Origin of the sequence: Streptomyces sp. NBC_01013, assembly GCF_045162765.1 — a bacterium.
Taxonomy (GTDB): domain Bacteria; phylum Actinomycetota; class Actinomycetes; order Streptomycetales; family Streptomycetaceae; genus Streptomyces.
Genome location: NZ_CP108687.1, coordinates 4,728,009 through 4,753,591, shown reverse-complemented (window position 1 = coordinate 4,753,591; position 25,583 = coordinate 4,728,009). Strand labels below are relative to the sequence as shown.

Annotated in this window: 24 protein-coding genes; 9 read left to right on the top strand and 15 right to left on the bottom strand. The window is 70.8% G+C overall.

Annotated elements, in window-relative coordinates; genetic code table 11:
* Positions 1-35 precede the first annotated feature (35 nt).
* Positions 36-1,448 carry a DNA repair protein RadA gene (gene radA, locus OG538_RS20630; protein ID WP_406095670.1) on the top strand — a complete coding sequence of 471 codons (1,413 nt, stop codon included), beginning with the start codon at positions 36-38 and terminating at the stop codon, positions 1,446-1,448.
* A gap of 123 nt (positions 1,449-1,571) precedes the next feature.
* Positions 1,572-2,696, top strand: a complete 1,125-nt coding sequence (disA, locus tag OG538_RS20625) for a DNA integrity scanning diadenylate cyclase DisA (RefSeq protein ID WP_406095668.1) — start codon at positions 1,572-1,574, stop codon at positions 2,694-2,696.
* Between the two features lie 204 nt (positions 2,697-2,900).
* Here the strand turns inward: disA and OG538_RS20620 are convergent, their stop codons facing one another.
* Complete coding sequence (locus tag OG538_RS20620) at positions 2,901-3,728, bottom strand: hypothetical protein (protein ID WP_406095666.1); 828 nt, start codon at positions 3,726-3,728, stop codon at positions 2,901-2,903.
* Positions 3,729-4,067: 339 nt separating this feature from the next.
* Here OG538_RS20620 and OG538_RS20615 point away from each other — a divergent pair, with 339 nt between their 5' ends.
* From OG538_RS20615 to cseC, 5 genes are all read left to right on the top strand, one after another.
* The gene (locus OG538_RS20615) at positions 4,068-4,970 is read left to right on the top strand and encodes an A/G-specific adenine glycosylase (protein ID WP_406095664.1); all 903 of its coding nucleotides are present in this window, start codon (positions 4,068-4,070) and stop codon (positions 4,968-4,970) included.
* A 197-nt stretch (positions 4,971-5,167) separates the two neighbouring features.
* The gene (locus OG538_RS20610) at positions 5,168-5,812 is read left to right on the top strand and encodes a SigE family RNA polymerase sigma factor (RefSeq protein WP_406095662.1); all 645 of its coding nucleotides are present in this window, start codon (positions 5,168-5,170) and stop codon (positions 5,810-5,812) included.
* Entirely contained in the window at positions 5,800-6,537 is a 738-nt protein-coding gene (locus OG538_RS20605; protein ID WP_406095660.1) for a hypothetical protein, read from the top strand. The genes OG538_RS20610 and OG538_RS20605 overlap by 13 nt, the downstream gene beginning before the upstream one ends.
* 10 nt (positions 6,538-6,547) lie before the next feature.
* Positions 6,548-7,255, top strand: coding sequence for a two-component system response regulator CseB (gene cseB / locus OG538_RS20600; RefSeq protein ID WP_406095658.1), 708 nt, complete (start codon positions 6,548-6,550; stop codon positions 7,253-7,255).
* A complete protein-coding gene (gene cseC / locus OG538_RS20595) occupies positions 7,252-8,628 on the top strand; it encodes a two-component system sensor histidine kinase CseC (RefSeq protein ID WP_406095656.1) in 1,377 nt (458 codons plus the stop codon). Before cseB ends, cseC begins: the two co-directional genes overlap by 4 nt.
* A 91-nt stretch (positions 8,629-8,719) precedes the next feature.
* Here the strand turns inward: cseC and OG538_RS20590 are convergent, their stop codons facing one another.
* On the bottom strand, positions 8,720-10,294 hold the full coding sequence (locus OG538_RS20590) for an MDR family MFS transporter (RefSeq protein WP_406095654.1): 1,575 nt from the start codon (positions 10,292-10,294) through the stop codon (positions 8,720-8,722).
* 124 nt (positions 10,295-10,418) lie between these two features.
* Between OG538_RS20590 and OG538_RS20585 the strand changes: the two genes are divergently transcribed.
* Positions 10,419-11,003 carry a TetR/AcrR family transcriptional regulator gene (locus OG538_RS20585; protein ID WP_406095652.1) on the top strand — a complete coding sequence of 195 codons (585 nt, stop codon included), beginning with the start codon at positions 10,419-10,421 and terminating at the stop codon, positions 11,001-11,003.
* A 23-nt stretch (positions 11,004-11,026) separates the two neighbouring features.
* On the opposite strand, the gene OG538_RS20580 is transcribed toward OG538_RS20585, so the two are convergent.
* From OG538_RS20580 to OG538_RS20570, 3 genes are all read right to left on the bottom strand, one after another.
* Entirely contained in the window at positions 11,027-11,764 is a 738-nt protein-coding gene (locus OG538_RS20580) for a M23 family metallopeptidase (protein ID WP_406095650.1), read from the bottom strand.
* Positions 11,765-12,180: 416 nt separating this feature from the next.
* Complete coding sequence (locus OG538_RS20575) at positions 12,181-13,374, bottom strand: PQQ-binding-like beta-propeller repeat protein (RefSeq protein ID WP_406095649.1); 1,194 nt, start codon at positions 13,372-13,374, stop codon at positions 12,181-12,183.
* A gap of 219 nt (positions 13,375-13,593) precedes the next feature.
* On the bottom strand, positions 13,594-16,122 hold the full coding sequence (locus OG538_RS20570; RefSeq protein ID WP_148020025.1) for an ATP-dependent Clp protease ATP-binding subunit: 2,529 nt from the start codon (positions 16,120-16,122) through the stop codon (positions 13,594-13,596).
* Between the two features lie 430 nt (positions 16,123-16,552).
* Between OG538_RS20570 and OG538_RS20565 the strand changes: the two genes are divergently transcribed.
* The gene (locus tag OG538_RS20565; RefSeq protein WP_406095646.1) at positions 16,553-17,173 is read left to right on the top strand and encodes an SCO3374 family protein; all 621 of its coding nucleotides are present in this window, start codon (positions 16,553-16,555) and stop codon (positions 17,171-17,173) included.
* On the opposite strand, the gene OG538_RS20560 is transcribed toward OG538_RS20565, so the two are convergent.
* The 10 genes from OG538_RS20560 to OG538_RS20515 all read right to left on the bottom strand — a co-directional run bounded on the left by OG538_RS20560 (position 17,152) and on the right by OG538_RS20515 (position 25,492).
* Positions 17,152-17,487: an Lsr2 family protein gene (locus tag OG538_RS20560; RefSeq protein ID WP_350997977.1), complete on the bottom strand. Its 336-nt coding sequence runs from the start codon at positions 17,485-17,487 to the stop codon at positions 17,152-17,154. The genes OG538_RS20565 and OG538_RS20560 overlap by 22 nt on opposite strands.
* Positions 17,488-17,631: 144 nt before the next feature.
* A complete protein-coding gene (locus tag OG538_RS20555) occupies positions 17,632-18,189 on the bottom strand; it encodes an amino-acid N-acetyltransferase (protein ID WP_406095644.1) in 558 nt (185 codons plus the stop codon).
* Positions 18,190-18,198: 9 nt separating this feature from the next.
* The gene (locus OG538_RS20550) at positions 18,199-18,660 is read right to left on the bottom strand and encodes a BlaI/MecI/CopY family transcriptional regulator (protein WP_406095642.1); all 462 of its coding nucleotides are present in this window, start codon (positions 18,658-18,660) and stop codon (positions 18,199-18,201) included.
* 122 nt (positions 18,661-18,782) lie between these two features.
* A complete protein-coding gene (locus OG538_RS20545; protein WP_406095640.1) occupies positions 18,783-18,962 on the bottom strand; it encodes a hypothetical protein in 180 nt (59 codons plus the stop codon).
* A 43-nt stretch (positions 18,963-19,005) separates the two neighbouring features.
* Positions 19,006-19,587, bottom strand: coding sequence for a hypothetical protein (locus OG538_RS20540; RefSeq protein WP_406100227.1), 582 nt, complete (start codon positions 19,585-19,587; stop codon positions 19,006-19,008).
* Positions 19,588-19,904: 317 nt separating this feature from the next.
* Positions 19,905-20,702 (bottom strand): type III pantothenate kinase, encoded by a 798-nt coding sequence (locus OG538_RS20535; RefSeq protein ID WP_024493731.1) that lies wholly within the window; start codon positions 20,700-20,702, stop codon positions 19,905-19,907.
* Positions 20,702-21,745: a carboxylating nicotinate-nucleotide diphosphorylase gene (nadC, locus tag OG538_RS20530; RefSeq protein ID WP_406095638.1), complete on the bottom strand. Its 1,044-nt coding sequence runs from the start codon at positions 21,743-21,745 to the stop codon at positions 20,702-20,704. The genes OG538_RS20535 and nadC overlap by 1 nt, the downstream gene beginning before the upstream one ends.
* A gap of 2 nt (positions 21,746-21,747) precedes the next feature.
* Positions 21,748-23,484: an L-aspartate oxidase gene (locus OG538_RS20525; RefSeq protein ID WP_406095636.1), complete on the bottom strand. Its 1,737-nt coding sequence runs from the start codon at positions 23,482-23,484 to the stop codon at positions 21,748-21,750.
* Positions 23,481-24,539 (bottom strand): pantoate--beta-alanine ligase, encoded by a 1,059-nt coding sequence (gene panC / locus OG538_RS20520; protein WP_406095634.1) that lies wholly within the window; start codon positions 24,537-24,539, stop codon positions 23,481-23,483. The genes OG538_RS20525 and panC overlap by 4 nt, the downstream gene beginning before the upstream one ends.
* Positions 24,536-25,492: a Rossmann-like and DUF2520 domain-containing protein gene (locus tag OG538_RS20515; RefSeq protein ID WP_406095632.1), complete on the bottom strand. Its 957-nt coding sequence runs from the start codon at positions 25,490-25,492 to the stop codon at positions 24,536-24,538. Before OG538_RS20515 ends, panC begins: the two co-directional genes overlap by 4 nt.
* Positions 25,493-25,583 lie beyond the last annotated feature (91 nt).

Below are 25,583 nucleotides of genomic sequence, written 5' to 3'. Positions count from 1 at the left end.
GCCTCACTGTCCGACCTCACCTATACGGTGGCGCCATGGCTGCCCGTACGAAATCCGCGAAGGACCGGCCGTCCTACCGCTGCACCGAATGCGGCTGGACGACCGCCAAGTGGCTCGGCCGCTGCCCCGAGTGCCAGGCGTGGGGGACGGTCGAGGAGTTCGGCGGCGCCCCTGCGGTACGCACCACGGCGGCCGGCCGGGTCTCCACCGCCGCTCTCCCGATCGGCCAGGTCGACAGCCGCCAGGCCACCGCCCGCTCGACGGGCGTCGGCGAGCTGGACCGGGTGCTGGGCGGCGGGCTGGTGCCCGGCGCCGTCGTCCTGCTCGCGGGCGAGCCGGGCGTGGGCAAGTCCACGCTGCTGCTCGACGTGGCGGCCAAGGCCGCGAGTGACGAGCACCGCACGCTGTACGTCACGGCCGAGGAGTCCGCGAGCCAGGTCAGGATGCGCGCCGACCGGATCCGGGCCATCAACGACCACCTGTACCTGGCCGCCGAGACCGACCTGTCCGCGGTCCTCGGCCATCTGGACGCCGTCAAGCCGTCCCTGCTCGTCCTGGACTCCGTCCAGACCGTCGCCTCCCCCGAGATCGAGGGCGCGCCCGGCGGTATGGCGCAGGTCCGCGAGGTCGCCGGGGCGCTGATCCGCGCCTCCAAGGAGCGCGGCATGGCGACCCTGCTGGTCGGCCACGTCACGAAGGACGGCGCGATCGCCGGTCCCCGGCTGCTGGAGCACCTGGTCGACGTGGTGCTGTCCTTCGAGGGCGACCGGCATGCCCGGCTGCGGCTCGTGCGCGGCGTCAAGAACCGCTACGGGGCGACCGACGAGGTCGGCTGCTTCGAGCTCCACGACGAGGGAATCACCGGACTCGCCGACCCGTCCGGACTCTTCCTCACCCGCCGCGACGAACCCGTGCCCGGTACCTGCCTGACCGTCACCCTGGAGGGCAAGCGTCCGCTGGTCGCCGAAGTGCAGGCACTCACCGTCGATTCCCAGATCCCCTCGCCCCGGCGCACCACCTCGGGTCTGGAGACGTCCCGGGTGTCGATGATGCTGGCCGTCCTGGAGCAGCGCGGCCGGATCAGTTCCCTGGGCAAGCGGGACATCTACAGCGCCACGGTCGGCGGCGTGAAGCTCTCCGAGCCGGCCGCGGACCTCGCCATCGCGCTCGCCCTGGCCAGTGCGGCAAGCGACACACCGCTGCCGAAGAACCTGGTGGCGATCGGCGAGGTGGGTCTCGCGGGGGAGGTCAGAAGGGTCACGGGGGTCCAGCGCAGACTGGCCGAGGCATACCGGCTGGGCTTCACCCACGCGCTCGTTCCGACCGATCCGGGGAAGGTTCCGGCCGGTATGAAGGTCACGGAAGTCGCCAACATGGGCGATGCCCTGAGAGTGCTCCCGCGCCGCTCTCGTGCACAGGCCCCACAGGAGGACGGCGCACGCCGGTAGACTTTGCCCTGGTCTCGCCCGTCCGTACGAACGGTACGAGGGACATAAGGTCTTTCGTTTGGATCAGGCCTGATCGTGACGAGAGGCCCTGAGGGCACCGCAACCTGTGACCGGAGGAGTGCAGTGGCAGCCAGCGACCGGGCAGCATCGCCCGGAAAGTCCGGCCAAGGCACCGGTAACGAGGCGCTGATGCGCGCCTCGTTGACCGCCGTCGCGCCCGGAATGGCCCTGCGGGACGGCTTGGAGCGCATCCTCCGCGGCAACACCGGCGGACTGATCGTGCTCGGCATGGACAGGACCGTCGAGTCGATGTGCACCGGCGGTTTCGTGCTGGACGTGGAATTCACCGCGACCCGGCTGCGCGAGCTCGCCAAGCTCGACGGGGCACTGATCCTCGACAAGGACATGACGAAGATCCTGCGGGCCGGTGTCCAGCTGGTCCCGGACGCCTCGATCCCCACCGAGGAGACGGGAACCCGCCACCGCACGGCGGACCGGGTCTCCAAGCAGTGCAACTTCCCGGTCGTCTCGGTCTCGCAGTCGATGCACCTCATCGCGCTGTACGTGGACGGGGAGCGCCGGGTCCTGGAGGAGTCGGCCGCGATCCTCTCGCGCGCCAACCAGGCACTCGCCACCCTGGAGCGGTACAAGCTCCGGCTCGACGAGGTCGCGGGCACGCTCTCCGCCCTGGAGATCGAGGACCTCGTGACGGTCCGGGACGTGACGGCCGTCGCCCAGCGTCTGGAGATGGTCCGCCGGATCGCGACCGAGATCGCCGAGTACGTGGTCGAGCTCGGCACCGACGGCCGGCTCCTCTCCCTCCAGCTCGACGAGTTGATCGCGGGCGTGGAGCCGGAGCGAGAGCTCGTGGTGCGCGACTACGTGCCGGAGCCGACCGCGAAGCGTTCGCGCACGGTGGCGGAGGCACTCACCGAGCTGGACACGCTGTCCCACACCGAGCTGCTCGAACTCCCGGTTGTGGCAAGGGCGCTGGGGTACAGCGGCTCTCCTGAGACGCTCGACTCCGCAGTGTCGCCGCGCGGTTTCCGGTTGCTGGCGAAGGTGCCGCGGCTGCCCGGGGCGATCATCGACCGGCTGGTGGAGCACTTCGGCGGTCTGCAGAAGCTGCTTGCCGCGAGCGTCGACGATCTCCAGACGGTGGACGGCGTCGGCGAGGCGCGGGCCCGCAGCGTGCGCGAGGGACTGTCGCGGCTGGCGGAGTCGTCGATTCTCGAGCGGTACGTGTAGCGAGGCGGCGGCCCTGCCGGGCTGTCGGGCATGCGCGGCCCGCCGCTCGGGCATGCGCACCGACTCACGCGCCCAGCCCTCCGGGTCCGGGCCCGCACGGCCCGCCCCTCCCTGGCGCCCAGCCCTTCACGTCCGGGCCCACACGGCCGGCCCTCGGCGGTCCGCCCTCGGCCGGTCAGTCCTTCGCGGCCGGCCTTCGGCCGGTCAGTCCTTGGCGAGGACGAACGAGGCGCGCTGCACGGGCTCGCCCGGCGCCTTGGCCTCGACCAGGTACGTACCGGGGCCCGCGGTCCCGGGACGCGGTGTCGCGCACTGCGGGGAGCTCTTCGCGCGGTCCCACTCCACGGCGTGCTCGACGCTCGCACCCGCCGGCACCTTCAGCAGTACGGCGGCCGCGTTGCGCGGGCAGTCCTTGGAGGACCACACCTCTTCGTCGTCACCGCCCGCTTCGGTCACGGTGAGGACCGCGGCCTTCGGGCCGAAGTCGGCCTTGCACGCGGTGGACGAGGCGTTCGTGGCGATCAGCCGGAACTTCGGCTTCTCGCCGGGTCCGTAACGAAGGTCGGTCTTCAGGGTCAGCCGCAGCGCGGCGGGCACGCAGTCGGGGAGCGAGGAGCCGGCCGGAAGCGGCTGCCCCGCGGTTGCGGCCCCCGAACCGCCGTCGGCTCCTGAACCAGCTTCCGTGCCCGTGCCGTTGCCGTTGCCCTCGGACGTCGCGTCGTCCGTTCCGCCGGAGCCCGGGTCCGAACTTCCGCCGCCGGCACCGCCGCTGCCGCCGGTATCGCCCGACTCGTCGCGCCCGCCCGGCTGTTCGCTGATCGCCGGACCGGAACCGGAGGGTCCTGGCGTGATCGAGTCCGCCGGACCGGAGCCGGGGGCCCGCGAGTCGTCGTGATTCCCCTTGCCGCCACCGGAGGTGACGGCCCATACGATCAGCAACGCGAGCAGCGCAATCAGCGTCGCCGCTACCGCCCTCCGTCGCCAGTAGATGGTGGAGGGAAGCGGCCCGATCGGATTACGCAAAGATCCCACGGCGCAAACTGTACGAGAGAACAGCACCAACTCCCGCCCCACCCGCCGCCACAGGCCGCCAAGTTTTGCCGATCATCATCCCGGGACGGCCCGTTCCCGCCGCGAACCCTCGACTCCGGCACCGTGAGTGATGGTTCACCGACTCTGCGTGACCTTTGTGCGACGGCCCGTGGGCCAGTTGCCGCAACGGCTCGCGGGGCATGCGGCCACTTGCCGGAACGCGGGTACGGCGGGACCGGGAAAGACGGGGTGCCCTATCACTCCAAGGGCTCTTATGAGGGGCGACACCCCCGTGCCCCTGAGCCCCGTCTGCCCTTCCATGTCAGGATCGACGGTGCGATGACTGCCTCAACTGCGACCCAGACGCCCCCCACCTCCCTCCACACCCCCATCATCGGGTGGTTCGACCAGCACGCCCGCGATCTGCCCTGGCGGCGCCCCGAAGCGGGCGCCTGGGGTGTGATGGTGAGTGAGTTCATGCTGCAGCAGACCCCCGTCAACCGGGTCCTCCCGGTGTACGAGCAGTGGCTCGCCCGCTGGCCGCGCCCCGCCGACCTCGCAGCACAACCGCCCGGCGAGGCGGTCCGCGCCTGGGGCCGGCTCGGCTACCCCCGGCGGGCTCTGCGCCTGCACGGGGCCGCCCAGGCCATAACCGAAAGGCACGGCGGCGACGTACCGAGCGAGCACGCCCAGCTGCTCGCCCTGCCCGGGATCGGCGAGTACACGGCGGCCGCCGTGGCCTCGTTCGCGTACCGGCAGCGGCACGCCGTCCTCGACACGAACGTCCGCCGGGTGTTCGCCCGGGCCGCGACCGGCATCCAGTACCCGCCGAACGCGACCACCGCCGCCGAACGCAAGCTCGCCCGTGCGCTGCTGCCGGACGAGGACGAGCGGGCCGCACAGTGGGCGGCCGCGACGATGGAGCTCGGCGCCCTCGTCTGCACCGCGAAGAACGAGGACTGCGGGCGCTGCCCGATCGCGGAGCAGTGTGCCTGGCGGCTGGCCGGGAAGCCCGCGCACCAGGGCCCCCCGCGTCGCGGCCAGACGTACGCCGGTACGGACCGTCAGGTGCGCGGCAGGCTGCTCGCGGTGCTGCGCGAGGCGGTGACCCCGGTGCCGCAGTCGGCCCTCGACGCGGTGTGGGAGGAACCGGTACAGCGGGCCCGCGCGCTGGACGGCCTGGTCTCCGACGGACTGGTCGAACCGCTCGCGGGCGGCCAGTACCGGCTGCCGCTGACCTGACGGCACCGTTCCCCTTCCCTCGCGCTCTTTGTCCCTCTCCTCCTGCGCTGTTACACAACCGATGGGCAGCCGTGCGTCGGCGTACGGCTGCTCCGCACAGCCCCGTGACAACAGCTCCGTAGCGTCACCGACGTCAGCCCGACGACCAGCGGCTGGCAGTGGTTCTACGGGGTTTCACGGGGACGGAGGCGGTTGGCATGGCGCAGGGTGAGGTGCTCGGTTTCGAGGAGTACGTGCGTACCCGGCAGGACGCGCTGCTGCGCAGTGCGCGCCGGCTGGTCCCCGACCCCGTGGACGCCCAGGACCTGCTGCAGACCGCGCTGGCCCGTACCTACGGCCGCTGGGACGGCATCGCCGACAAGTCCCTGGCCGACGCCTATCTGCGCCGCGTCATGATCAACACCCGCACCGAGTGGTGGCGGGCGCGCAAGCTGGACGAGGTCCCCACCGAGCAGCTTCCCGACGCCAGCGTCGAGGACGGGACCGAGCAGCGCGCCGACCGCGCCCTGCTGATGGACGTCCTGAGCGTGCTGGCTCCCAAGCAGCGCAGCGTGGTCGTGCTGCGACACTGGGAGCAGATGAGCACGGAGGAGACGGCCGCGGCGCTCGGCATGTCGGCCGGTACGGTGAAGAGCACGCTGCACCGGGCACTGGCACGACTGCGCCAGGAGCTGGAGAGCAGGGAAGCGGCGAGCCGTGCGGAGCGGATCCGTGAGGACGGGGAGCGTGGAGCGGATGTCCGCGTCCCGGCGCCCCGGACCCCGGCGCGGTCGCGGGCACAGGCAGGGGCGCCCCCCGAGGGGCGTCACGACGAGCGGGGGCGGGAGCGGTGCGCGGCCTGACAGGCAGCGGTGAGGGCGGCGGCGCGAGCGGCGGCGATGTCACCGGAGGACCCACGGGGGCCGGCATCCGGCGCGGACTCCGGCTGACCGGCTGGGCGGCGGGCAGCACGGCTCTGGCCGGGCTCGCCGTCCTCGGGCTGTTCGCCGTCAGCTGTTCCACCGGCGGCACGGGCACCCGGGACGAGGGCCCGGCAGGCACCCAGTCGGTCGCCCAGGTCACACCGAGCACCACGACCCCGTCCACGGCGAAGCCCACGCCGCGGGTCGACGCGGTGGGCCTGCTCAAGGCGGATCCCAGGGTGAGCGAGCGGGTCCGTACCGATCTCAAGCCCTGCGCCGGTGACGAGTACCCGGTGGACACCTCGTACGGAAGCCTGACCGACGGCCCGGCGGCCGATGTCGTGGTGAACGTGATGACGTGCGGGGACATGGTCGGCGTGGGCACCTATGTGTACCGGCCGCGGTCCGACGGCACGTACAGGAACGTGTTCACCATCGAGCAGCCGGCGGTCTACGGGACCATCGACCACGGTGATCTGGTGGTGACGACGCAGGTGTACGGGAAGAAGGACGCGGTCGCCTACCCGTCGGGCGAGGAAGTGATCACGTACCACTGGGCAGACACCCGGTTCAGCGAGCAGGACCGGGTGCACAACGACTTCAACAGAGCCGTCGGAGCCGGTGAAGGGGACTTCCCGGCGCCCGCGGAACCGCGGAAGAACTGAGAGCAGTCCGATGGCCGACACCCATGTCCTGTTCGTCGAGGACGACGACGTCATCCGCGAAGCCACCCAGCTGGCGCTGGAGCGGGACGGCTTCGTGGTCACTGCCATGCCCGACGGTCTGCTCGGCCTCGAGGCCTTCCGGGCCGACCGGCCCGACATCGCCCTGCTCGACGTGATGGTGCCCGGCCTGGACGGGGTCAGCCTCTGCCGGCGCATCCGGGACGAGTCGACGGTCCCGGTGATCATGCTGTCCGCCCGGGCCGACTCGATCGATGTGGTGCTCGGCCTGGAGGCCGGTGCCGACGACTACGTCACGAAGCCGTTCGACGGCGCGGTCCTGGTCGCCAGGATCCGGGCCGTGCTCCGCCGCTTCGGCCACGCCTCGGGGAACGGGACGGGCAGCGGCGGCGAGAGCGCGATGCGGCCCGAGGGCGGGGTGCTGGTCTTCGGGGACCTGGAGATCGACACCGAGGGCATGGAAGTCCGCAAGGGCGGGGAGCAGGTGGGTCTGACCCCGACCGAGATGCGGCTGCTGCTGGAGTTCTCGTCTGCGCCCGGCACCGTGCTCTCCCGCGACAAGCTGCTGGAGCGGGTCTGGGACTACGGCTGGGGCGGCGACACCCGGGTCGTGGACGTCCATGTGCAGCGGCTGCGCACGAAGATCGGCCAGGACCGGATCGAGACGGTCCGCGGCTTCGGCTACAAACTCAGGGCATGAGGCGCCCGGCCCTGCGGACGGGCGTCCGCTGGAAGATCAGCATCGCGATCGCGGCGGTCGGCGCCCTCATCGCGATCGCGCTGAGCCTGGTCGTCCACAACGCCGCCAGGGTCTCCATGCTGGAGAACGCGCGCGAGGTCCAGCTGGAGCGGCTGACCTACGCCCAGCTGCTCTACGAGGCGAAGAAGACGCAGAAGGACGATCCCCGCTTCGGTGCGAAGCTGAACGATCCGACGATGCCGAGGAGCCTCCGCCAGGAGACCCGGCGCAATCGGCGCGCGACGCACGTCGAGGACGGCGGCGGGGTGCCCGACGTCTGGGCGGCCGTGCCGCTGCCGGGCGGTGACGTGCTCTCGCTGCACACCCGGTTCGCCGACCGTTCCACCACGATCATGGGCGACCTCGACCGGGCCCTGATCATCGGCTCGGTCTCGGTGGTCCTCGGTGGCTCGGCGCTGGGGGTGCTGATCGGCGGGCAGCTCTCCCGCCGGCTGCGCAAGGCGGCGGCCGCGGCCGGAAGGGTCGCGCAGGGCCATACCGATGTGCGGGTCGGGGACGCCGTGGGCGGGGTGGTGCGGGACGAGACCGATGAGCTGGCCGGCGCGGTGGACGCCCTGACGGACGCGCTGAACGAACGGATCGAGGCCGAGCGCCGGGTCACCGCGGACATCGCGCACGAGCTGCGCACGCCCGTGACGGGTCTGCTGACGGCTGCCGAGCTGCTGCCGCCGGGCCGCCCCACGGAGCTCGTCCGGGACCGGGCTCAGGCGCTGCGCACGCTGGTCGAGGACGTACTGGAGGTGGCCCGGCTCGACAGCGCCTCCGAGCGGGCCGAGCTGCAGCAGCTCGCGCTGGGCGAGTTCGTCAGCCGCCGGGTGGCACAGCTGGACCCTCAGGTGCGGGTGCAGGTGGTCCACGAGTCGTGGGTCAGCACGGATCCGCGCCGGCTGGAGCGCATCCTGGGCAATCTGCTGGGCAATGCCGCCAAGCACGGCTCCACGCCGGTGGAGGTCTCGGTCGAGGGCCGGGTGGTGCGGGTCCGCGATCACGGCCCCGGTTTCCCGGCGGCGCTGCTGAAGGAGGGGCCGAGCCGGTTCCGTACCGGAAGCAGCGACCGGGCCGGGCAGGGGCACGGGCTGGGACTGACCATCGCGGCCGGTCAGGCACGGGTGCTCGGCGCGCGGCTGACCTTCCGCAACGCGGCGCCGGCGGGAGCGGCCGAGGGCGCCGGCGGGGCCGTCGCCGTCCTGTGGCTGCCCGAGCACGCGCCGACCGACACCGGCAGCTTCCCCATGCTCCAGCTGGGCGAACAGCGCGGTCCGGCGCCCGGTGGCAGGAAGGCCTCGGGGGACGGCGCGCGGGCCGACCGCTGAACGGCCGGCCCGCAGGCGGACAGCGGACATGCGGAGGGCCGCGGGGTGCGCACACCCCGCGGCCCTGTCCCTACGAGAGCTGCGACAGCCCTTAGACGGCCTCGGCCACCGGAGCCTTCTCCGGTCCGGTGCCCCGCAGTGGCACCTCCTTGACGAACAGCGAGGCGACCACCGCGATCAGTCCGACCGAGCCACCCACCAGGAAGGCGATGTGCGTGCCGGACGCCACCGCGTACTCGTACGCCTCACGCACCGGCACCGGAAGCTTCGCCAGGCTCGCCGCGTCCAGCTGGGCGCCGTGTGTGGTGGCGCCCGCACCACCGCGGGCAGCCATCTCGTCGTTCACCCGTCCGGTGAACAGCGCGCCCATGATGGCGACGCCGAAGGAGCTGCCGAGCGTACGGAAGAGCGTGGTGGAGGACGAGGCGACGCCCATGTCCTTCAGCTCGACGCTGTTCTGCGCCACGAGCATCGTGATCTGCATCAGGAATCCCATGCCGGCGCCGAGCACCGCCATGTAGATGCCGGACGTGAACCGGGTGGTGTCCGTGTCCATCCGCGAGAGCAGGAAGAGGCCGGTCACCATCAGGATCGAGCCCATGATCGGGAAGATCTTGTACCGGCCGCTGCTGGTGGTCACGCGTCCGGCGATCAGCGAGACGACCATCATCGCCAGCAGCATCGGCAGGAGCAGCAGTCCGGAGTTGGTGGCGGAGGCGCCCTGGACGGACTGCTGGAACAGCGGCAGGAAGAGCACCGCGCCGAACATCACGAAGCCCGCCATGAAGCCGACCACGGACATCAGCGTGAAGTTGGCGTTGCGGAAGATGTGCAGCGGGATGATCGGCTCGGCGGCCTTGGTCTCGACGAAGAGGAATCCGGCGAGGGCGGCGACGCCGATCGCGATGAGCTCCATGATGACGGCGGAGTTCCAGTCGTACTCCGAACCGCCCCAGGTGGTCACCAGGACGATCGCGGTGATGCCGACGGTCAGCAGTCCGGCGCCGAGGTAGTCGACCTTGGCCTTGGTGCGCTCCCGCCTGGGCAGGTGCAGCACGATCGTGATCATGGCCAGGGCGACGGCGCCCAGCGGCAGGTTGATGTAGAAGCTCCAGCGCCAGCCGAGGTGGTCGGTGATGGTGCCGCCCACCAGCGGTCCGCCGATCATCGCGATCGCCATGACGCCGGCCATCATGCCCTGGTACTTGCCGCGCTCGCGGGGCGGCACGAGGTCACCGATGATCGCCATGACGCCGACCATCAGACCACCGGCGCCCAGACCCTGGACGGCCCGGAAGCCGATCAGCTGGCCCATGTCCTGGGACATCCCGCTGAGGACCGAGCCGACCAGGAAGATCACGATGGACGTGAGGAAGATGCCCTTGCGCCCGTACATGTCGCCGAGCTTGCCCCAGATGGGGGTGGAGGCGGCCGTGGCCAGGGTGTACGCGGTGACGACCCAGGACAGGTGTTCCAGCCCGCCGAGGTCACCGACGATGGTCGGCATCGCGGTGCCGACGATCAGGTTGTCGAGCATGGCCAGCAGCATGGCGATCATCAGGGCGAGCACCACCACCCGCACGCTGCGCTGCTGCGGTTCGGATTTCCCCGCTTGTCCGGAGGACGCGTCCGCCTTTCCGTCCGCCGCCTTCATCAGGTCCGCCATGTTCCCCAACTCCCCAGATCCCCTGTGCACCGGGCCCCTTACTTGCCGCCCGGCTAGTTGACTACACTAGGGGGAAAATATCCCCGCAACTAGCCGGGCGTCAAGTAAGTTATAGGAGAGCACCATGGGCAGCACGCCGCAGCCGCGCCGGGGGAACACCCGGCAGCGCATCCAGGACGTCGCCCTGGAGCTCTTCGCCGAGCAGGGTTACGAGAAGACCTCGCTGCGGGAGATCGCCGAGCAGCTCGACGTCACCAAGGCCGCGCTCTACTACCACTTCAAGACCAAGGAAGACATCCTGGTCGGCATCTTCGAGGACCTCAACCGCCCGGTCGAGGAGCTGATCGCCTGGGGCGTGACACAGCCGCGCACCCTGGAGACGAAGAAGGAGATCCTCAGCCGCTACAGCGAGGCACTGGCCGGCGCCGCGCCGCTCTTCCGTTTCATGCAGGAGAACCAGGCGACCGTGCGCGACCTGAGCATCGGCGAGACGATCAAGGGCCGGGTGCTGGCGCTCGTGGACCTGCTCAAGGACCCCGAGGCCCCGCTCGCCGACCAGGTGCGGTGCTTCAGTGCGCTCTTCACGATGCACGCGGGAATCTTCGCCATGAAAGACGTCGAGGGCGACCCCGAGGACAAGCGGAAGGCCGCCCTCGAAGTCGCCCTCGAACTGGTCACCCGGGCACACGACCCGGGTACCGCTCAGTAGCGGGGAGGAGATGTCCGGTCGGATCAGACCGAGACACCCTCCTTGTGCAGGTAGTTCACCGGGTTGACCGCAGAACCGTAGTTCGGGGTGGTCCGGATCTCGAAGTGCAGGTGCGGGCCGCTGGAGTTCCCGGTGTTACCGGAGAGGGCGATCTTCTCGCCCTTCTTCACGTGCTCGCCGATGTGCACGTCGATCTGCGAGAGGTGCGCGTACTGGGAGTACGTGCCGTTGCTGTGCTTGATCACGATGGCGTTGCCGTACGCGGGACCGTCGCCGCCGCCGTTCGGGCCGGCCTTCACGATGGTGCCGGTGTGCGCGGCCTCGACCTTGGTGCCGATCGGCACGGCGAAGTCCTGGCCGGAGTGCTTGTGCGCCCAGCGGCTGCCGTCGTTGCCGAAGCTCGCGCTCAGCTCGTAGTGGTGGACCGGGGTCTCCCAGGCGAGCTTCGCGGCCCTCTTGGCAGCGGCCTTCTTCTTGGCGGCCGCCTTCTTCTTCGCCGCGGCGGCCTTCTTCTTGGCTGCCTCGGCCTTCTTCGCCGCGGTGTGCTCGGCAGCCTTGCCCTGCGCGGCCGCCTGCTGGGCGACCGAGTCGGCGGTGGTCGCGCTCGCCAGGCTCGCGGTGCCGGTGGTGCCCGTCGTGCCGGCCGCGAACGCAGCGCCCACACCGAGAACCATCGACGTCCCCAGGCCGGCTGCCACCACGGCGCCACGGACACGGGAAGCGGACGGGCGGCGGGTCTGGAACGTAACGCGCTTCGACATAAGCGGAAAACCTCCGGAGATGACTGGACCCGGCAGTGCGCCGGGCTGGCCATACCTTGGTAACCCGCACCCCCGGATGCACTCAAACCCCCTATCTACGAAGAAAAGCCGTAGGTGAGGGCTCGGGAATTCGCCACCGCCGGTCCGCTTCCACGCCTCCCGAGGGGCTCCGAAAGTCTTCGCCGGAACAGGTTTAACCCCAGTTCCAAACAGTCCTTACCGGACACAGCCCCGCCATTCGGGCACTCCACCCCAAACACCCGAAAGCCCTGCCGGACACCGGGCCGAAGGTCCCACGGGCGATCACGGACTTTGCTCCTAGGGCGCCTAGTAGGCCCCCAAAGGGCTGTGCGCCTTGTCACCGGCCGTGGGACCAAGGGCTGTCCGTTTCGGGACCTTCGGCCCGGGGTCCCGCCTCACACGGCGGGCAGTCCCGTCACCTTCTTGGCGTGCAGGGCCACGAGCTGCTTGCCGCCCACCGCCAGGTTCCACCGCTGGAGGTCACCGCTGCCGTCGTTGTACGTCCAGCGCAGCTTCCCGCTGCCGGCGTCATACGCGTGGATGCCGCCGTGCTCGTCGAACTCCGTCGCCCCGTACAGGACGTCGCCGACCTTGGCGTACTGCCAGGGGACGGCGACGTCCAGGCTCCCCTTGTTGTGCCAGTGCTTCTTGCCGGTCGCGGGGTCGACCGCCCAGAGGGCGTGCGCGCTGTCGGAGACGTAGAGGACGCCGTCCAGGACCGCCGGATCGTTGAACCGGCTGAACTCCTCGGTCCGGAAGGACCAGCGCTCCTTGCCGTCGGCCAGGTCGAAGGCGCGCATCCATTCGCCGTTGGCGAGGATGGCGAGGCCCTCGTGGACCACGAAGCCGCGGTTGCTGGACCGGCCGATCTTCTTCGTCCAGACCTGGTGGCCGGTCGCGGTGTCGCGCACCGTGAGGTTCTCCCGGAAGTCCGTGTAGACGAGACGGTTGCCGGCCACCTGCGCCGTGATGCCGTTCTCCTCCGTCCCGCGGTCACGCTTCTCGCGCCAGACGACCTTGCCGGAGGTGGTGTCGATCGCGGCGATCACGTTCTCCGGCGTCCGGAACTCCTTGTCCAGGATTCCCGCGACGACGTAGACGTGGTGGGCGTCCGCGGCGATGGGGCGGGGCTGGGAGTACGTCTTCTCCATCCGGCTGCGCCAGGTGTCCTTGCCGGTCGCGGGGTCCAGGCCGACGATGTTCCCGTCGTACCGGGCGCTCTGGAGATAGAGCGTCCCGTCGCCGATGAGCATGTTGGCGCCGGGGGTGGTGACCTCCGCCCGGGACCAGATCTCCTCGCCCGTGGATATGTCCCGGGCCACCAGCGGGTCGCCGGACACGAGCACCACGTTGCCCACCACGGCGACCGCCGAGATCCACGCCAGCCCGTCGTACGTCGAGGCGTGCTGCCAGGTCGGCTGCGGCTTCGAGCCCGGCGCCGGGGTGGCCGCCGCCTTGTCCGGCTCGCCCGTTCCGCCGCCGACGGGCTCGTCCTGCGGCCCGCAGGCCGACGTGCCGGCCCCCAGCAGCACCATCCCGGCCCCTGCCAGCTTCATCATCTGCCTGCGTGACACATCGCTTCTGCGCATGATCTGCCCCGTCCCCCTAGCTGATTCGTCCGTCCCCGGACGGCGCGTCCGGAGCCGGGCCAGACTAACCAGCGGTTTTCCTCGCCTGTACTGCGCGGACCCGACCGGGACATCCCTGTGACAAGCCCGTCACTCTGTACGCAACAGCAAAGAGGCGGCCCCGGACCGGTCGAAACCGGTCCGGGGCCGCCTCTATGACGCTCGGGCGCTAGGCGCCTGTCACGCTTCCTTCGTCATGTTCGGGCCGGCGCCGCCTGCCGCCTGCTCGATCGGGGGGACGTCGGGCAGAGCCGACTTCTCCTCGCCGCGGAAGGTGAACTTCTGCTCGTCACCCTCGCCCTCGGTGCCGACGACCACGATGTGACCGGGGCGCAGCTCGCCGAAGAGGATCTTCTCGGAGAGGATGTCCTCGATCTCGCGCTGGATCGTCCGGCGCAGCGGCCGGGCGCCCATCACGGGGTCGTAGCCCTTCTTCGCCAGCAGGGACTTGGCGGCCGGGCTCAGCTCGATGCCCATGTCGCGGTCCCGCAGGCGCTCGTCCACCTTGGCGAGCATGAGGTCGACGATCTGGATGATGTCTTCCTCGGTGAGCTGGTGGAAGACGACCGTGTCGTCGACACGGTTGAGGAACTCGGGCCGGAAGTGCTGCTTGAGCTCTTCGTTGACCTTCGTCTTCATCCGCTCGTAGTTCGTCTTGACGTCGCCCTGGGCAGCGAAGCCCAGGTTGAAGCCCTTGGAGATGTCCCGGGTCCCGAGGTTGGTCGTCATGATGATGACCGTGTTCTTGAAGTCCACGACCCGGCCCTGGGAGTCGGTCAGGCGACCGTCCTCCAGGATCTGGAGCAGGGAGTTGAAGATGTCGGGGTGGGCCTTCTCGACCTCGTCGAAGAGGACGACGGAGAACGGCTTGCGGCGCACCTTCTCGGTGAGCTGGCCGCCCTCCTCGTACCCCACGTAGCCGGGGGGCGAGCCGAAGAGGCGGGAAACCGTGTGCTTCTCGCTGAACTCCGACATGTCGAGGGCGATCAGCGCGTCCTCGTCACCGAAGAGGAACTCGGCGAGCGTCTTGGACAGCTCGGTCTTACCGACACCGGACGGGCCGGCGAAGATGAACGAGCCACCCGGGCGCTTCGGGTCCTTCAGACCGGCTCGCGTACGGCGGATCGCCTGCGAGAGGGCCTTGATGGCGTCCTTCTGGCCGATGACGCGCTTGTGGAGCTCGTCCTCCATGCGCAGCAGACGGGAGGACTCCTCCTCCGTCAGCTTGAAGACCGGGATGCCGGTGGCGGTGGCGAGGACCTCGGCGATGAGCTCGCCGTCGACCTCGGCCACGACGTCCATGTCGCCGGCCTTCCACTCCTTCTCGCGCTTGGCCTTCGCCGCCAGCAGCTGCTTCTCCTTGTCACGGAGAGACGCCGCCTTCTCGAAGTCCTGGGAGTCGATGGCCGACTCCTTGTCGCGACGCACGCCCGCGATCTTCTCGTCGAACTCGCGGAGGTCCGGCGGCGCGGTCATCCGGCGGATCCGCATCCGGGAACCGGCCTCGTCGATCAGGTCGATCGCCTTGTCCGGCAGGAAGCGGTCCGAGATGTAGCGGTCGGCCAGCGTCGCGGCCTGGACCAGCGCCTCGTCCGTGATGGACACGCGGTGGTGGGCCTCGTAGCGGTCGCGCAGACCCTTGAGGATCTCGATGGTGTGCGGGAGCGACGGCTCGGCGACCTGGATGGGCTGGAAGCGGCGCTCGAGCGCGGCGTCCTTCTCCAGGTGCTTGCGGTACTCGTCGAGCGTGGTGGCACCGATGGTCTGGAGCTCGCCTCGCGCCAGCATGGGCTTGAGGATGCTCGCCGCGTCGATCGCGCCCTCGGCGGCGCCCGCACCCACGAGGGTGTGGAGCTCGTCGATGAACAGGATGATGTCGCCGCGGGTGCGGATCTCCTTGAGCACCTTCTTCAGGCGCTCCTCGAAGTCACCGCGGTAGCGGGAACCGGCGACGAGCGCACCGAGGTCGAGGGTGTAGAGGTGCTTGTCCTTGAGGGTCTCGGGCACCTCGCCCTTGACGATGGCCTGCGCCAGGCCCTCGACGACCGCCGTCTTGCCGACGCCGGGCTCGCCGATGAGGACCGGGTTGTTCTTCGTACGGCGGGACAGCACCTGCATGACCCGCTCGATCTCCTTCTCGCGCCCGATGACCGGGTCGAGCTTGGATTCACGAGCGGCCTGGGTGAGATTCCGGCCGAACTGGTCGAGCACCAGCGACGTGGAGGGCGTGCCCTCCGCGGGGCCGCCCGCTGTGGCCGCCTCCTTGCCGCCCGAGTACCCCGACAGCAGCTGGATGACCTGCTGACGCACCCGGTTCAGGTCGGCGCCCAGCTTCACGAGGACCTGGGCGGCAACGCCCTCGCCCTCGCGGATCAGGCCGAGCAGGATGTGCTCGGTGCCGATGTAGTTGTGGCCGAGCTGAAGGGCCTCGCGGAGCGACAGCTCCAGGACCTTCTTGGCTCGGGGTGTGAAGGGGATGTGCCCGGACGGAGCCTGCTGGCCCTGACCGATGATCTCCTCCACCTGCTGGCGGACCGCCTCGAGCGAAATCCCGAGGCTCTCCAGGGCCTTAGCGGCGACACCCTCACCCTCGTGGATCAGGCCCAGGAGGATGTGCTCGGTGCCGATGTAGTTGTGGTTGAGCATCCGGGCTTCTTCCTGAGCCAGGACGACAACCCGCCGCGCGCGGTCGGTGAACCTCTCGAACATCGTTAATCGCTCCTCAGAGCGGTCAGGCAGTAAGGGGTCGGTCCCCTCCCTGTCCTTCCGCAGCTTAGTCCCGCAAGCGGGGACCGCTCATTTCAACTGCCGACACCCGTCGATGGCCTCCTGCCCCGAACGCCGACAACTGCTCCAACCCGATGGTGCGAGACGATGTTCCCGCAGGCCAGACAGATACCTCTATCGCCAGTACGCCGATGGCGAACGTGAGACGTCCGGTGGCTGCGTGTCGCCCCTCCCCACTAGGGATGTCTTACCCGCAATTACAGACAGTCCATGCGGCGTACGCGGGTTCCCTCCGCTACGGGCGAACATCTTCGTACTCCCGAATGCGCCCGTACGCCCCCAACCCGGACACAGTATGCGTTCGATCAAGGACTCTGCGTAACTCTTGGCGCGGATCGGGAGTTCTTCCGTCATGACCCTCACCGTCCCACCGCCCCGCGCCGCGCTCCCCGCAGAGCGGGGCGGCCGTGCCGATGGTGCGTCACGGGGCACGTGTGCCCGGTGGTACGAGAAGGAGCTCGGCTGGGCGACGGCCGGCAGCGCGCCGGTACGGCTACTGACCGGGCTTCGCTTCGACGCGCTCGTCGTCCCCGCGGACGCCGGTCACGCGGCGCTGCGACGGGTGGGCCGGACCGGCCCTGTGGCGCTGGCGGGCCGGCGGATGAGTCTGCTGGTGGCGCCCGGGAGCGCCGATGAGCTGCCCGGGCTGCTCGACTGGCTGGAGTGGGGCGGGGTCGCCCTCGCGCTGAGAGCTCTCGGCGCGGGCGGCCGCATCACCGCACCGCCGCCACCTGGCCGGCCTGGTGCGCCGGGGGCCGCCGTATGGCTGCGGCCCCCCTGTCCAACGCACAAGCAGGAGGGAGAACCGGTGTTCCCGGCCCTCTCCGACTTCGGGAGCAGGGGTGGGGATGCTCCCGATCTCATCCGGCTCGTGGACGCCGTGGCGACGGAATGCCACCGGGCCCGGTTGACGCGCGCCCGGACGGGGATGGCCCCCGATGAAACGGCCGATCAGCCGTTGGCCTTCTCGTAAGCCTCACGGATCTCCGCGGGAACGCGGCCACGGTCATTCACGTTGTGGCCGTTCTCGCGCGCCCACTTACGGATCTCGGCGGTGTCCTTGTTGCCGCCGGGAACGGCGCGGCCCTTGCCGCGTCCGGAGGCCGCACGGCCACCGGTGCGCCGACCGCTCTTCGCGTACGGCTCGAGAAGCGACCGGAGCTTGTCCGCGTTGCCCGTGGTGAGGTCAATCTCGTACGTCTTGCCATCGAGAGCGAACGTCACGGTCTCGTCCGCCTCGCCGCCGTCGAGGTCGTCAACAAGAAGGACCTGAACCTTCTGTGCCACCGGATTTCCTTTCATCGAAAATTGAGTACGCGGAAAGGAAACCGCTTTTCCACGGAAAACACAAACCCCCGGGAGAGGTTCAGGAGCGCAAGAAGCCGGGAAACGTGCGCGATTCGGACATAGGGATCGCGCTTCTTGCGGCGGTCACAGGTGCAGAAGCATCCGGCTGTTGCCCAAGGTGTTCGGCTTCACTCGTTCGAGACCCAGGAACTCCGCGACTCCCTCGTCATAGGAACGCAGCAGCTCACTGTAGACATCTCCGTCAACCGGCGTCTCTCCGATCTCCACGAAGCCGTGCTTCGCGAAGAAGTCGACTTCGAAGGTGAGACAGAAAACCCGTCGCACACCCAGCCAGCGGGCAGTCTGCAACAACTTGCCGAGCACTTGATGTCCGACTCCGGCGCCCTTGATGCTGTGATCGACCGCGAGAGTACGCACTTCGGCCAGGTCTTCCCACATCACGTGCAGTGCGCCGCAGCCGATGACCCGGGCGTCCTCGTCGCGTTCGGCGATCCAGAACTCCTGGATGTCCTCGTAAAGCGTCACCGTCGCTTTGTCGAGCAGGATGCCTTCTCGCACGTAGCCGTCGAGGAGACGCCGGACCGAGGGCACATCGCTCGTCCTCGCACGGCGGACGGTGATGGCGACGTTTATAACCGACGGATCGGTCTGGAAATCGGTATGCGGAAGCTCTGAGGACATACCCCGACGCTATCGCCCGGCGTCGGGCTCCACGTCATCGGCCGCTTCGACCCCTTCCGCGGATCTGTCCCCGGAGGCTTCACCGACCGCCTGAACAGCACCCTCGGGAAGTGTGGGCAGAACGATCCGCATGGCGTCCCGGAGGGCTTCAAGCTGGTCGGCCGACATCATGCCGAAGAACGCGACCAGCGCCGCGGCGGGGTTGTCGCTCTGTGACCAGGCTTCGTTCATCAGTGCGGCCGAGTACGCGGCGCGGGTGGAGACGGCCGTATATCGATATGCACGGCCGTCCACTTCCCGGCGTACCCAGCCCTTCTGATGGAGATTGTCCATAACCGTCATGACGGTGGTGTAGGCGATGGACCGCTCCTGCTGAAGGTCCTCAAGGACTTCTCGCACGGTGACCGGTCGGTTCCATTGCCAGACCCGTGTCATCACGGCGTCTTCCAGCTCTCCCAATTGGCGGGGCACAGCGTCACCCTAGTGCCAGATGTCTGGAATGGCCGGTTATTTACACAGCAAAAAGGGCGTACGGCTCTCCGGAGCCGTACGCCCTTTCGTGCGTGGGGTGCGCGAGCAGCGCGACCCGGAGGTCAGGCGCCGTCGGTGTGCGGTGTCCGCCGGGCCGCTTCCGCGTGACTGAACGCGGCGTCCACGGCCGCGTCCTCCTTGGCCTTGTTCGGCCCGCCCTGGCTCTTGACGATCGTCACGACCAGGCCGATGAAGAAGGCGGCCATCACCACGGGGGGCACAAGCGCGGATACGTAGTCCATGGCGTCCAGAGTAGCGAGCGCGGCCACGCTCCTCGATGAGGCCCTACCCCACGGCGCGCTGCTGCGGTGGGGGGACCGGGCGGCGGCGCGGCGGGAACACCTCCGAAGGCTTCGGCGCGGGGCGCTCGGACGGCGGGGCCGGTGCCGGACGGGCCGGGGCCGCCGGGGCCTTCGGCTTCTCGCGCTCCGCCGCACGGCCGCCGGGCAGCGCGAGCAGCCGGCTGCGCGGCGCGGGCGCCGTCGCGGACACCGCGCGTCCGGCGAGGCGGGCACGCACCGAACGCTCGGCGAGCACCTGACAGCGTTCCAGGAGCGCGGCGGCGACCGGTCCGCCCCGCAGGGCGCGCAACGCGGCGAGATCCTCGGGACGGGGGTCGTACCCGGCGGCCAGGGCGTCCTGGAGGCGCTCCAGGTACCCACTGAGGGAGCCGGGGAGGGCGTTTCGGTAGCGGACGAGGTCGGCGAGGAGGAAGGCGCGCAGCCGTCCGGCCTCACCGACCGCCTCATCGACGGCACCCGCTAGCCGCAGGCAGTCCTGGACGTCCTCGTCGGGCAGGGGCGCGGGGTGGAGGGCGATGGCGAGGGCACGGCGGAGCACTCGCAGCTCGTCCGCGCTGAACGCCATACCGCCGCGTGATCCGTAGGGCGTGGGCATACCGCGACAATACGTGCTAAATGGACAAAATCCGTTTAGCTGGCCGCCGGCGGCGCGGCGGCTCCGGTGAGCCGCTGCGCCGCCGAACCGCCGGTCAGGGGCCGCGTGTCCTAGGGCCTGTTTCGAAAGTAGCGCCGTCCGCCCGGAGGGCGGGCTCGGCGGCGTCCGGTGCGTGCGATCGCAAGGCGGAGGGTCGCCCCGATACTGGGCGTATCGGGGCGACCGCGACAACGCGGCGAGCGTGCGTGCCAGGCGTCGCCGAGCAGGCGGGACTTTCGAAACAGGCCCTAGAGGCGCGACACGTTGCGCTCGTACACCAGGCGCAGCCCGATGAGCGTGAGCCAGGGCTCGTGCTCGTCGATGACGGACGACTCGCCCAACACCATCGGAGCAAGACCGCCCGTCGCGATGACCGTGACGTCGTCGGGGTCGGCCGCCAGCTCCTTCTTCATACGCCCGACCACACCGTCGACCTGGCCGGCGAACCCGTAGATGATGCCCGCCTGCATGGCCTCGACGGTGTTCTTCCCGATCACGCTGCGCGGCCGGGCCAGCTCGATCTTGCGGAGCTGCGCGCCCTTGACGCCGAGCGCCTCCACCGAGATCTCGATGCCGGGGGCGATGACCCCACCCGTGTACTCGCCCCGGGCGGAGACCGCGTCAAAGGTGGTGGCCGTGCCGAAGTCGACGACGATCGCCGGGCCGCCGTACAGGTCGACGGCCGCGACCGCGTTGATGATGCGGTCCGCGCCGACCTCCTTCGGGTTGTCCATCAGGATCGGCACACCGGTCTTGATGCCCGGCTCGACGAGGACGGCGGGGACGTCGCCGTAGTACCGGCGGGTCACCTCGCGCAGCTCGTGCAGAACCGCCGGGACCGTGGAGCAGATCGCGATGCCCTCGATACCGTCGCCCAGCTCCATGCCCAGCAGCGGGTGCATGCCCATCAGGCCCTGGAGCAGCACCGCGAGCTCGTCTGCGGTGCGGCGGGCGTCGGTGGAGATGCGCCAGTGCTCGACGATCTCCTCACCGTCGAACAGTCCGAGGACCGTGTGGGTGTTGCCGACATCGATGGTGAGCAGCATCAGGCGCCGGCCCCGTCGGTGTCGCGGAAGTCCAGGCCGATGTCGAGGATCGGTGAGCTGTGGGTCAGCGCTCCGACGGCCAGGTAGTCCACGCCCGCCTCGGCGTAGGCGCGGGCGGAGTCGAGGGACAGCCGGCCCGAGGACTCCAGGATCGCGCGGCCGCCGACGAGCTCGACGGCCTCGGCCGTCTGCGAGGGCGTGAAGTTGTCCAGCAGGATCAGGTCGGCGCCCGCCTCCAGGACCTCCGTGACCTGCTGCATCGTGTCGACCTCGACCTCGATGGGCAGGTCCGGGAACTCCTCCCTGACCCTCTTGAACGCCTCGGCGACCCCGCCCGCCGCGATCACGTGGTTGTCCTTGACCAGTGCGGCGTCGGACAGCGACATGCGGTGGTTGACCCCACCGCCGCAGCGCACCGCGTACTTCTCCAGGGCGCGCAGGCCCGGAGTCGTCTTGCGGGTGTCGCGGACCTGGGCCTTCGTGCCCTCCAGCACGTCGGCCCAGGCGCGGGTGGCCGTGGCGATGCCGGAGAGCCGGCACAGCAGGTTGAGCGCGCTGCGCTCGCCGGTGAGCAGGTCACGGGTGCGGGTGGTGACGGTCAGCAGCTTCTGGCCGGGGACGACGCGGTCGCCGTCCTCGACGTGCCGCTCGACCTCGAACTCGTCCGTACAGACGATCGAGAGCACGGCCTCCGCGACCCGCAGACCGGCCACGACGCCCGCCTCACGGGCGGTGAAGTCACCGGTGGCCACCGCGTCCTCGGGGACGGTGGCGACGGTCGTGACGTCCACTCCGCCGTCGAGGTCCTCCTCGATGGCGACGTGCGCGACGTCCTCCACGGTGACCGGGTCCAGGCCCGCGTCGGCGAGGAGCTGGGCGAGCGCGGGGTCCAGGCCGCACTCCAGTGCGTCCAGGTCGTAGCCGTCCTCCCCGCCGCAGCCACAGCCGTCGCCGCAGCCGCCCGCGGCGGGTGCGGGCGCGCCGATCTGGATCAGCGGTACGTCCACGGGTGTGGGGCGCGGATTCTCTTCGGGCGTGCTCACGGTTACGGCTCCTCGGGAGTGGGGTGGTTGGTGCCTGTTGCTGCGCAGTCTGCTGCCCCGGACGGCTGCACGGGCCCGAACGCCTCGGTATCCGTCCGACGGAGGACGAGCTGCCGGTCGGGGGTGAGCCGCACGACGAGGTGGCGGCGCCAGTTCTCGTCGTCGCGCTCGGGCCGGTCCTCGCGCCAGTGGCAGCCGCGCGTCTCCTCGCGGCTGCGGGCGGCGGCCACCAGGACCCGGGAGACCAGGAGAAGGTTGGTGACCTCCCAGGCCTCGACCCCGGGCACCGCGTCCTTCGGCCCGGCGGCCTCGGCCTTCAGGAACGCGCTGCGGTGCAGGTCCTCCAGCTCGTCGGCGGCCCGGGAGAGGCTGTCGGCAGAACGCAGGACACCCGCGCCACGGGTCATGATGCGCTGGATCGTCCCCCGGGCCTCGGGGGGCAGCAGCGGGGAGGGCGCGGGACTCCCCGCGACGGTGCCGGCGCCCGCGCGGGGCAGCTCGGCGATGACGTCCGCAGCGATGCGCTCGGCGAAGACGAGGCCTTCGAGGAGCGAATTGGACGCCAGCCGGTTCGCCCCGTGCACCCCGGTGCAGGCGACCTCGCCGCAGGCGTACAGACCCGGGACGGTCGTACGTCCCCGCAGGTCGGTACGGATGCCGCCGGAGGCGTAGTGGGCGGCCGGGGCGACCGGGATCGGCTCGGTGACCGGGTCGATGCCGTGCGCGCGGCAGGCCGCCAGGATGGTGGGGAAGCGCTGCTCCCACATCTCGGCGCCGAAGTGCCGGGCGTCGAGGTACATGTGCTCGGTGCCGTGCAGCTGCATCTGGCGGGTGATGGCCTTGGCGACGATGTCTCGCGGAGCCAGCTCCGCCAGTTCGTGCTGCCCGAGCATGAAGCGCGTACCGGACGCGTCGACGAGGTGGGCGCCCTCACCCCGTACCGCTTCCGACACCAGCGGCTGCTGGCCCTCGGAGTCGGAGCCCAGGAAGAGGACCGTGGGGTGGAACTGGACGAATTCGAGGTCCGAGACCTCGGCGCCGGCCCGCAGCGCGAGGGCCACGCCGTCGCCGGTGGAGACCGGTGGGTTGGTGGTGGCGGAGAAGACCTGGCCCATGCCACCGGTGGCCAGGATCACCGCGGGGGCGTTGACCGCGCCGACGCCGTCGTGCTGGCCCTCGCCCATGACGTGCAGGGTGACGCCCGCGGTACGGCCTTCGGCATCGGTGAGCAGGTCGAGCACGAGGGCGTTCTCGACGGTGTGCAGGGCGGCTTCGCGGACCGCTTCTACCAGGGCGCGGGAGATCTCCGCGCCGGTCGCGTCGCCGCCCGCGTGGGCGATGCGGCGGCGGTGGTGACCGCCCTCGCGGGTCAGCGCGATGGTGCCGTCGTCCTCGGCGTCGAAGTGGGCGCCGGTGCCGATCAGCCGGCGTACGGCACCGGGGCCCTCGGTGACCAGGGTGCGGACCGCCGCCTCGTCGCAGAGGCCGACGCCGGCGACCAGGGTGTCGTCCAGGTGCTGTTCGGGGGTGTCGCCCTCGCCGAGCGCGGCCGCGATGCCGCCCTGCGCCCAGCGGGTGGAGCCGTCGTCGAGGCGGGCCTTGGTGACGACGACAGTGGCGAGGCCGGCGGCGGCGCAGCGCAGCGCGGTGGTGAGACCGGCCACGCCGGAGCCGACGACCACGACGTCGGCGTCGATGGACCAGCCGGGGGCGGGGGCGGTCAGCCGTATTCCGGTCACGCGGTGGCTCCGAAGGTCAGCGGGATGTTGTCGATGAGGCGGGTGGTGCCCACTCGGGCGGCGACGGCCAGGATCGCGTCGCCCGCGGTGCGGTCGTCGGGGATCTCGGTGAAGTCCGCCGGGTCCACGAGCGCCACGTAGTCCAGGGCCAGCGGGGGCTGTTCGGCCTCCGCGTCGTCCAGGATCGCGCGGGCCGCGGCACGCACGGCCGCTGGGCCGCCGTCCGGCCGGGCCCGGGCGACCGCCTGGGCGTCGGCTGCCAGCCTGGCCTCGCCGAGCCGGGTGAGTCCGGCGGCCCGGCCCTCGGTCGCGCCGGCGGTCTGCGCGCGGGCGTGCAGCGCCTGCTGGGCCGCGAGCCGGTCACGGGCGGCGAACAGGGCCCGGGACAGGGCGAGCGCGGTGTGGCGCTCGTGCGGGTCGAGGAAACGGTTGCGGCTGGAGAGCGCGAGACCGTCGGGCTCCCGGACCGTCTCCACGCCCACGATCTCGACGGGGAAGTTCAGATCGCGCACCATGCGGCGGATCAGCGCCAGCTGCTGGGCGTCCTTCTGCCCGAAGAACGCGACATCGGGGCGGGTGAGGTGGAGCAGCTTGGCGACGACGGTGAGCATGCCGTCGAAATGCCCGGGGCGCGAGGCTCCTTCGAGGCGCTCGCCCATCGGGCCCGCGGAGATCCGGACCTGCGGCTCGCCGCCGGGGTAGACCTCGTCGACGGACGGTGCGAAGACCACGTCGGCACCGGCCGCGCCGGCCACGGCGAGATCGGCGTCCAGGGTGCGCGGGTAGCGGTCGAGGTCGGCGGCCTCGCCGAACTGGAGCGGGTTGACGAAGACGGTGACGACGACCTGTCCGGCCGGCCCGATAACCGCACGCGCGGTCTGGATCAGGGAGGCGTGGCCCTCGTGCAGGGCACCCATCGTCATGACGACGGCACGGCCGGCCCCGGGGGTGGGGGTTCCGGCGGGCGCCGCCGGGTCCCCCTCCGGGTGCGCGCCCGGGGTGCAGGCCACCAGCTCGGCGGCCGTGCGGAGCAGGGTGGCCTCGGACGCGGTCATCGGGACTCCTCCGGTCCGGTACCGGCGGCGCCGGGGGCGTCCGAGCCGTCGGCCAGGACGCCGAGCAGGTCCTCGGCGAGCTCCGGCTTGAGCATGCCGTGGGCGAGCGCACGGTCGGCGGTGGCGCGGGCCATCGCGACGTAACCGGCCACCGTCTGCGGGGCATGGGTACGCAGCTCACCGATGTGCGCGGCGACCGTGCCCGCGTCGCCCCGGGCGACGGGGCCGGTCAGGGCGGCGTCACCGGAGCGCAGGGCGTTGTCCAGGGCCGCGCCGAGCAGCGGGCCGAGCATCCGGTCGGGGGCGGCGACCCCTGCCGTGCGCAGCAGCTCCATCGACTGGGCGACCAGGGTGACCAGGTGGTTCGCGCCGAGGGCGAGAGCCGCGTGGTAGAGCGGCCGGGCGTCCTCCGCGATCCACTCGGGTTCGCCGCCCATCTCGATGACCAGCGCTTCGGCGGCGAGCCGCAGCTGATCCGGGGCGGTGACCCCGAACGAGCAGCCGGCCAGCCGCTGGACGTCCACGGAGGTGCCGGTGAACGTCATCGCCGGATGAAGGGCGAGCGGCAGTGCGCCGGCCCGCAGCGCGGGATCCAGCACCTTCGTCCCGTACCGCCCCGAGGTGTGGACGATCAGCTGACCGGGGCGGACCGCGCCGGTCTCGGCGAGACCCTCGACGAGCCCCGGCAGGGCGTCGTCGGGCACCGTCAGCAGGACGAGCTCCGCGCGCGCGAGGACCTCGGCGGGCGGGACCAGCGGGACATCGGGAAGCAGGGTGGCGGCCCGGCGCACCGAGGCGTCGGAGACACCCGACACGGCGACCGGGCGGTGCCCGGCGAGTGCCAGGGACGCGGCGAGGGCGGGGCCGACGCGGCCCGCGCCCACGACGCCGACGGTGAGCCGGGCGGGGCGGTCCCTCGCGTCGAGGGGCTCGTTGGGGGCAGTTGCGTTCACGCGGCAGTGGCCTTCCGTTCCAGTCCGCGGGGGGTACCGGACGACTTCTCTGCATGCTACGCCAGCGCTTCGCCCGGGCCCCCGGCTGTCC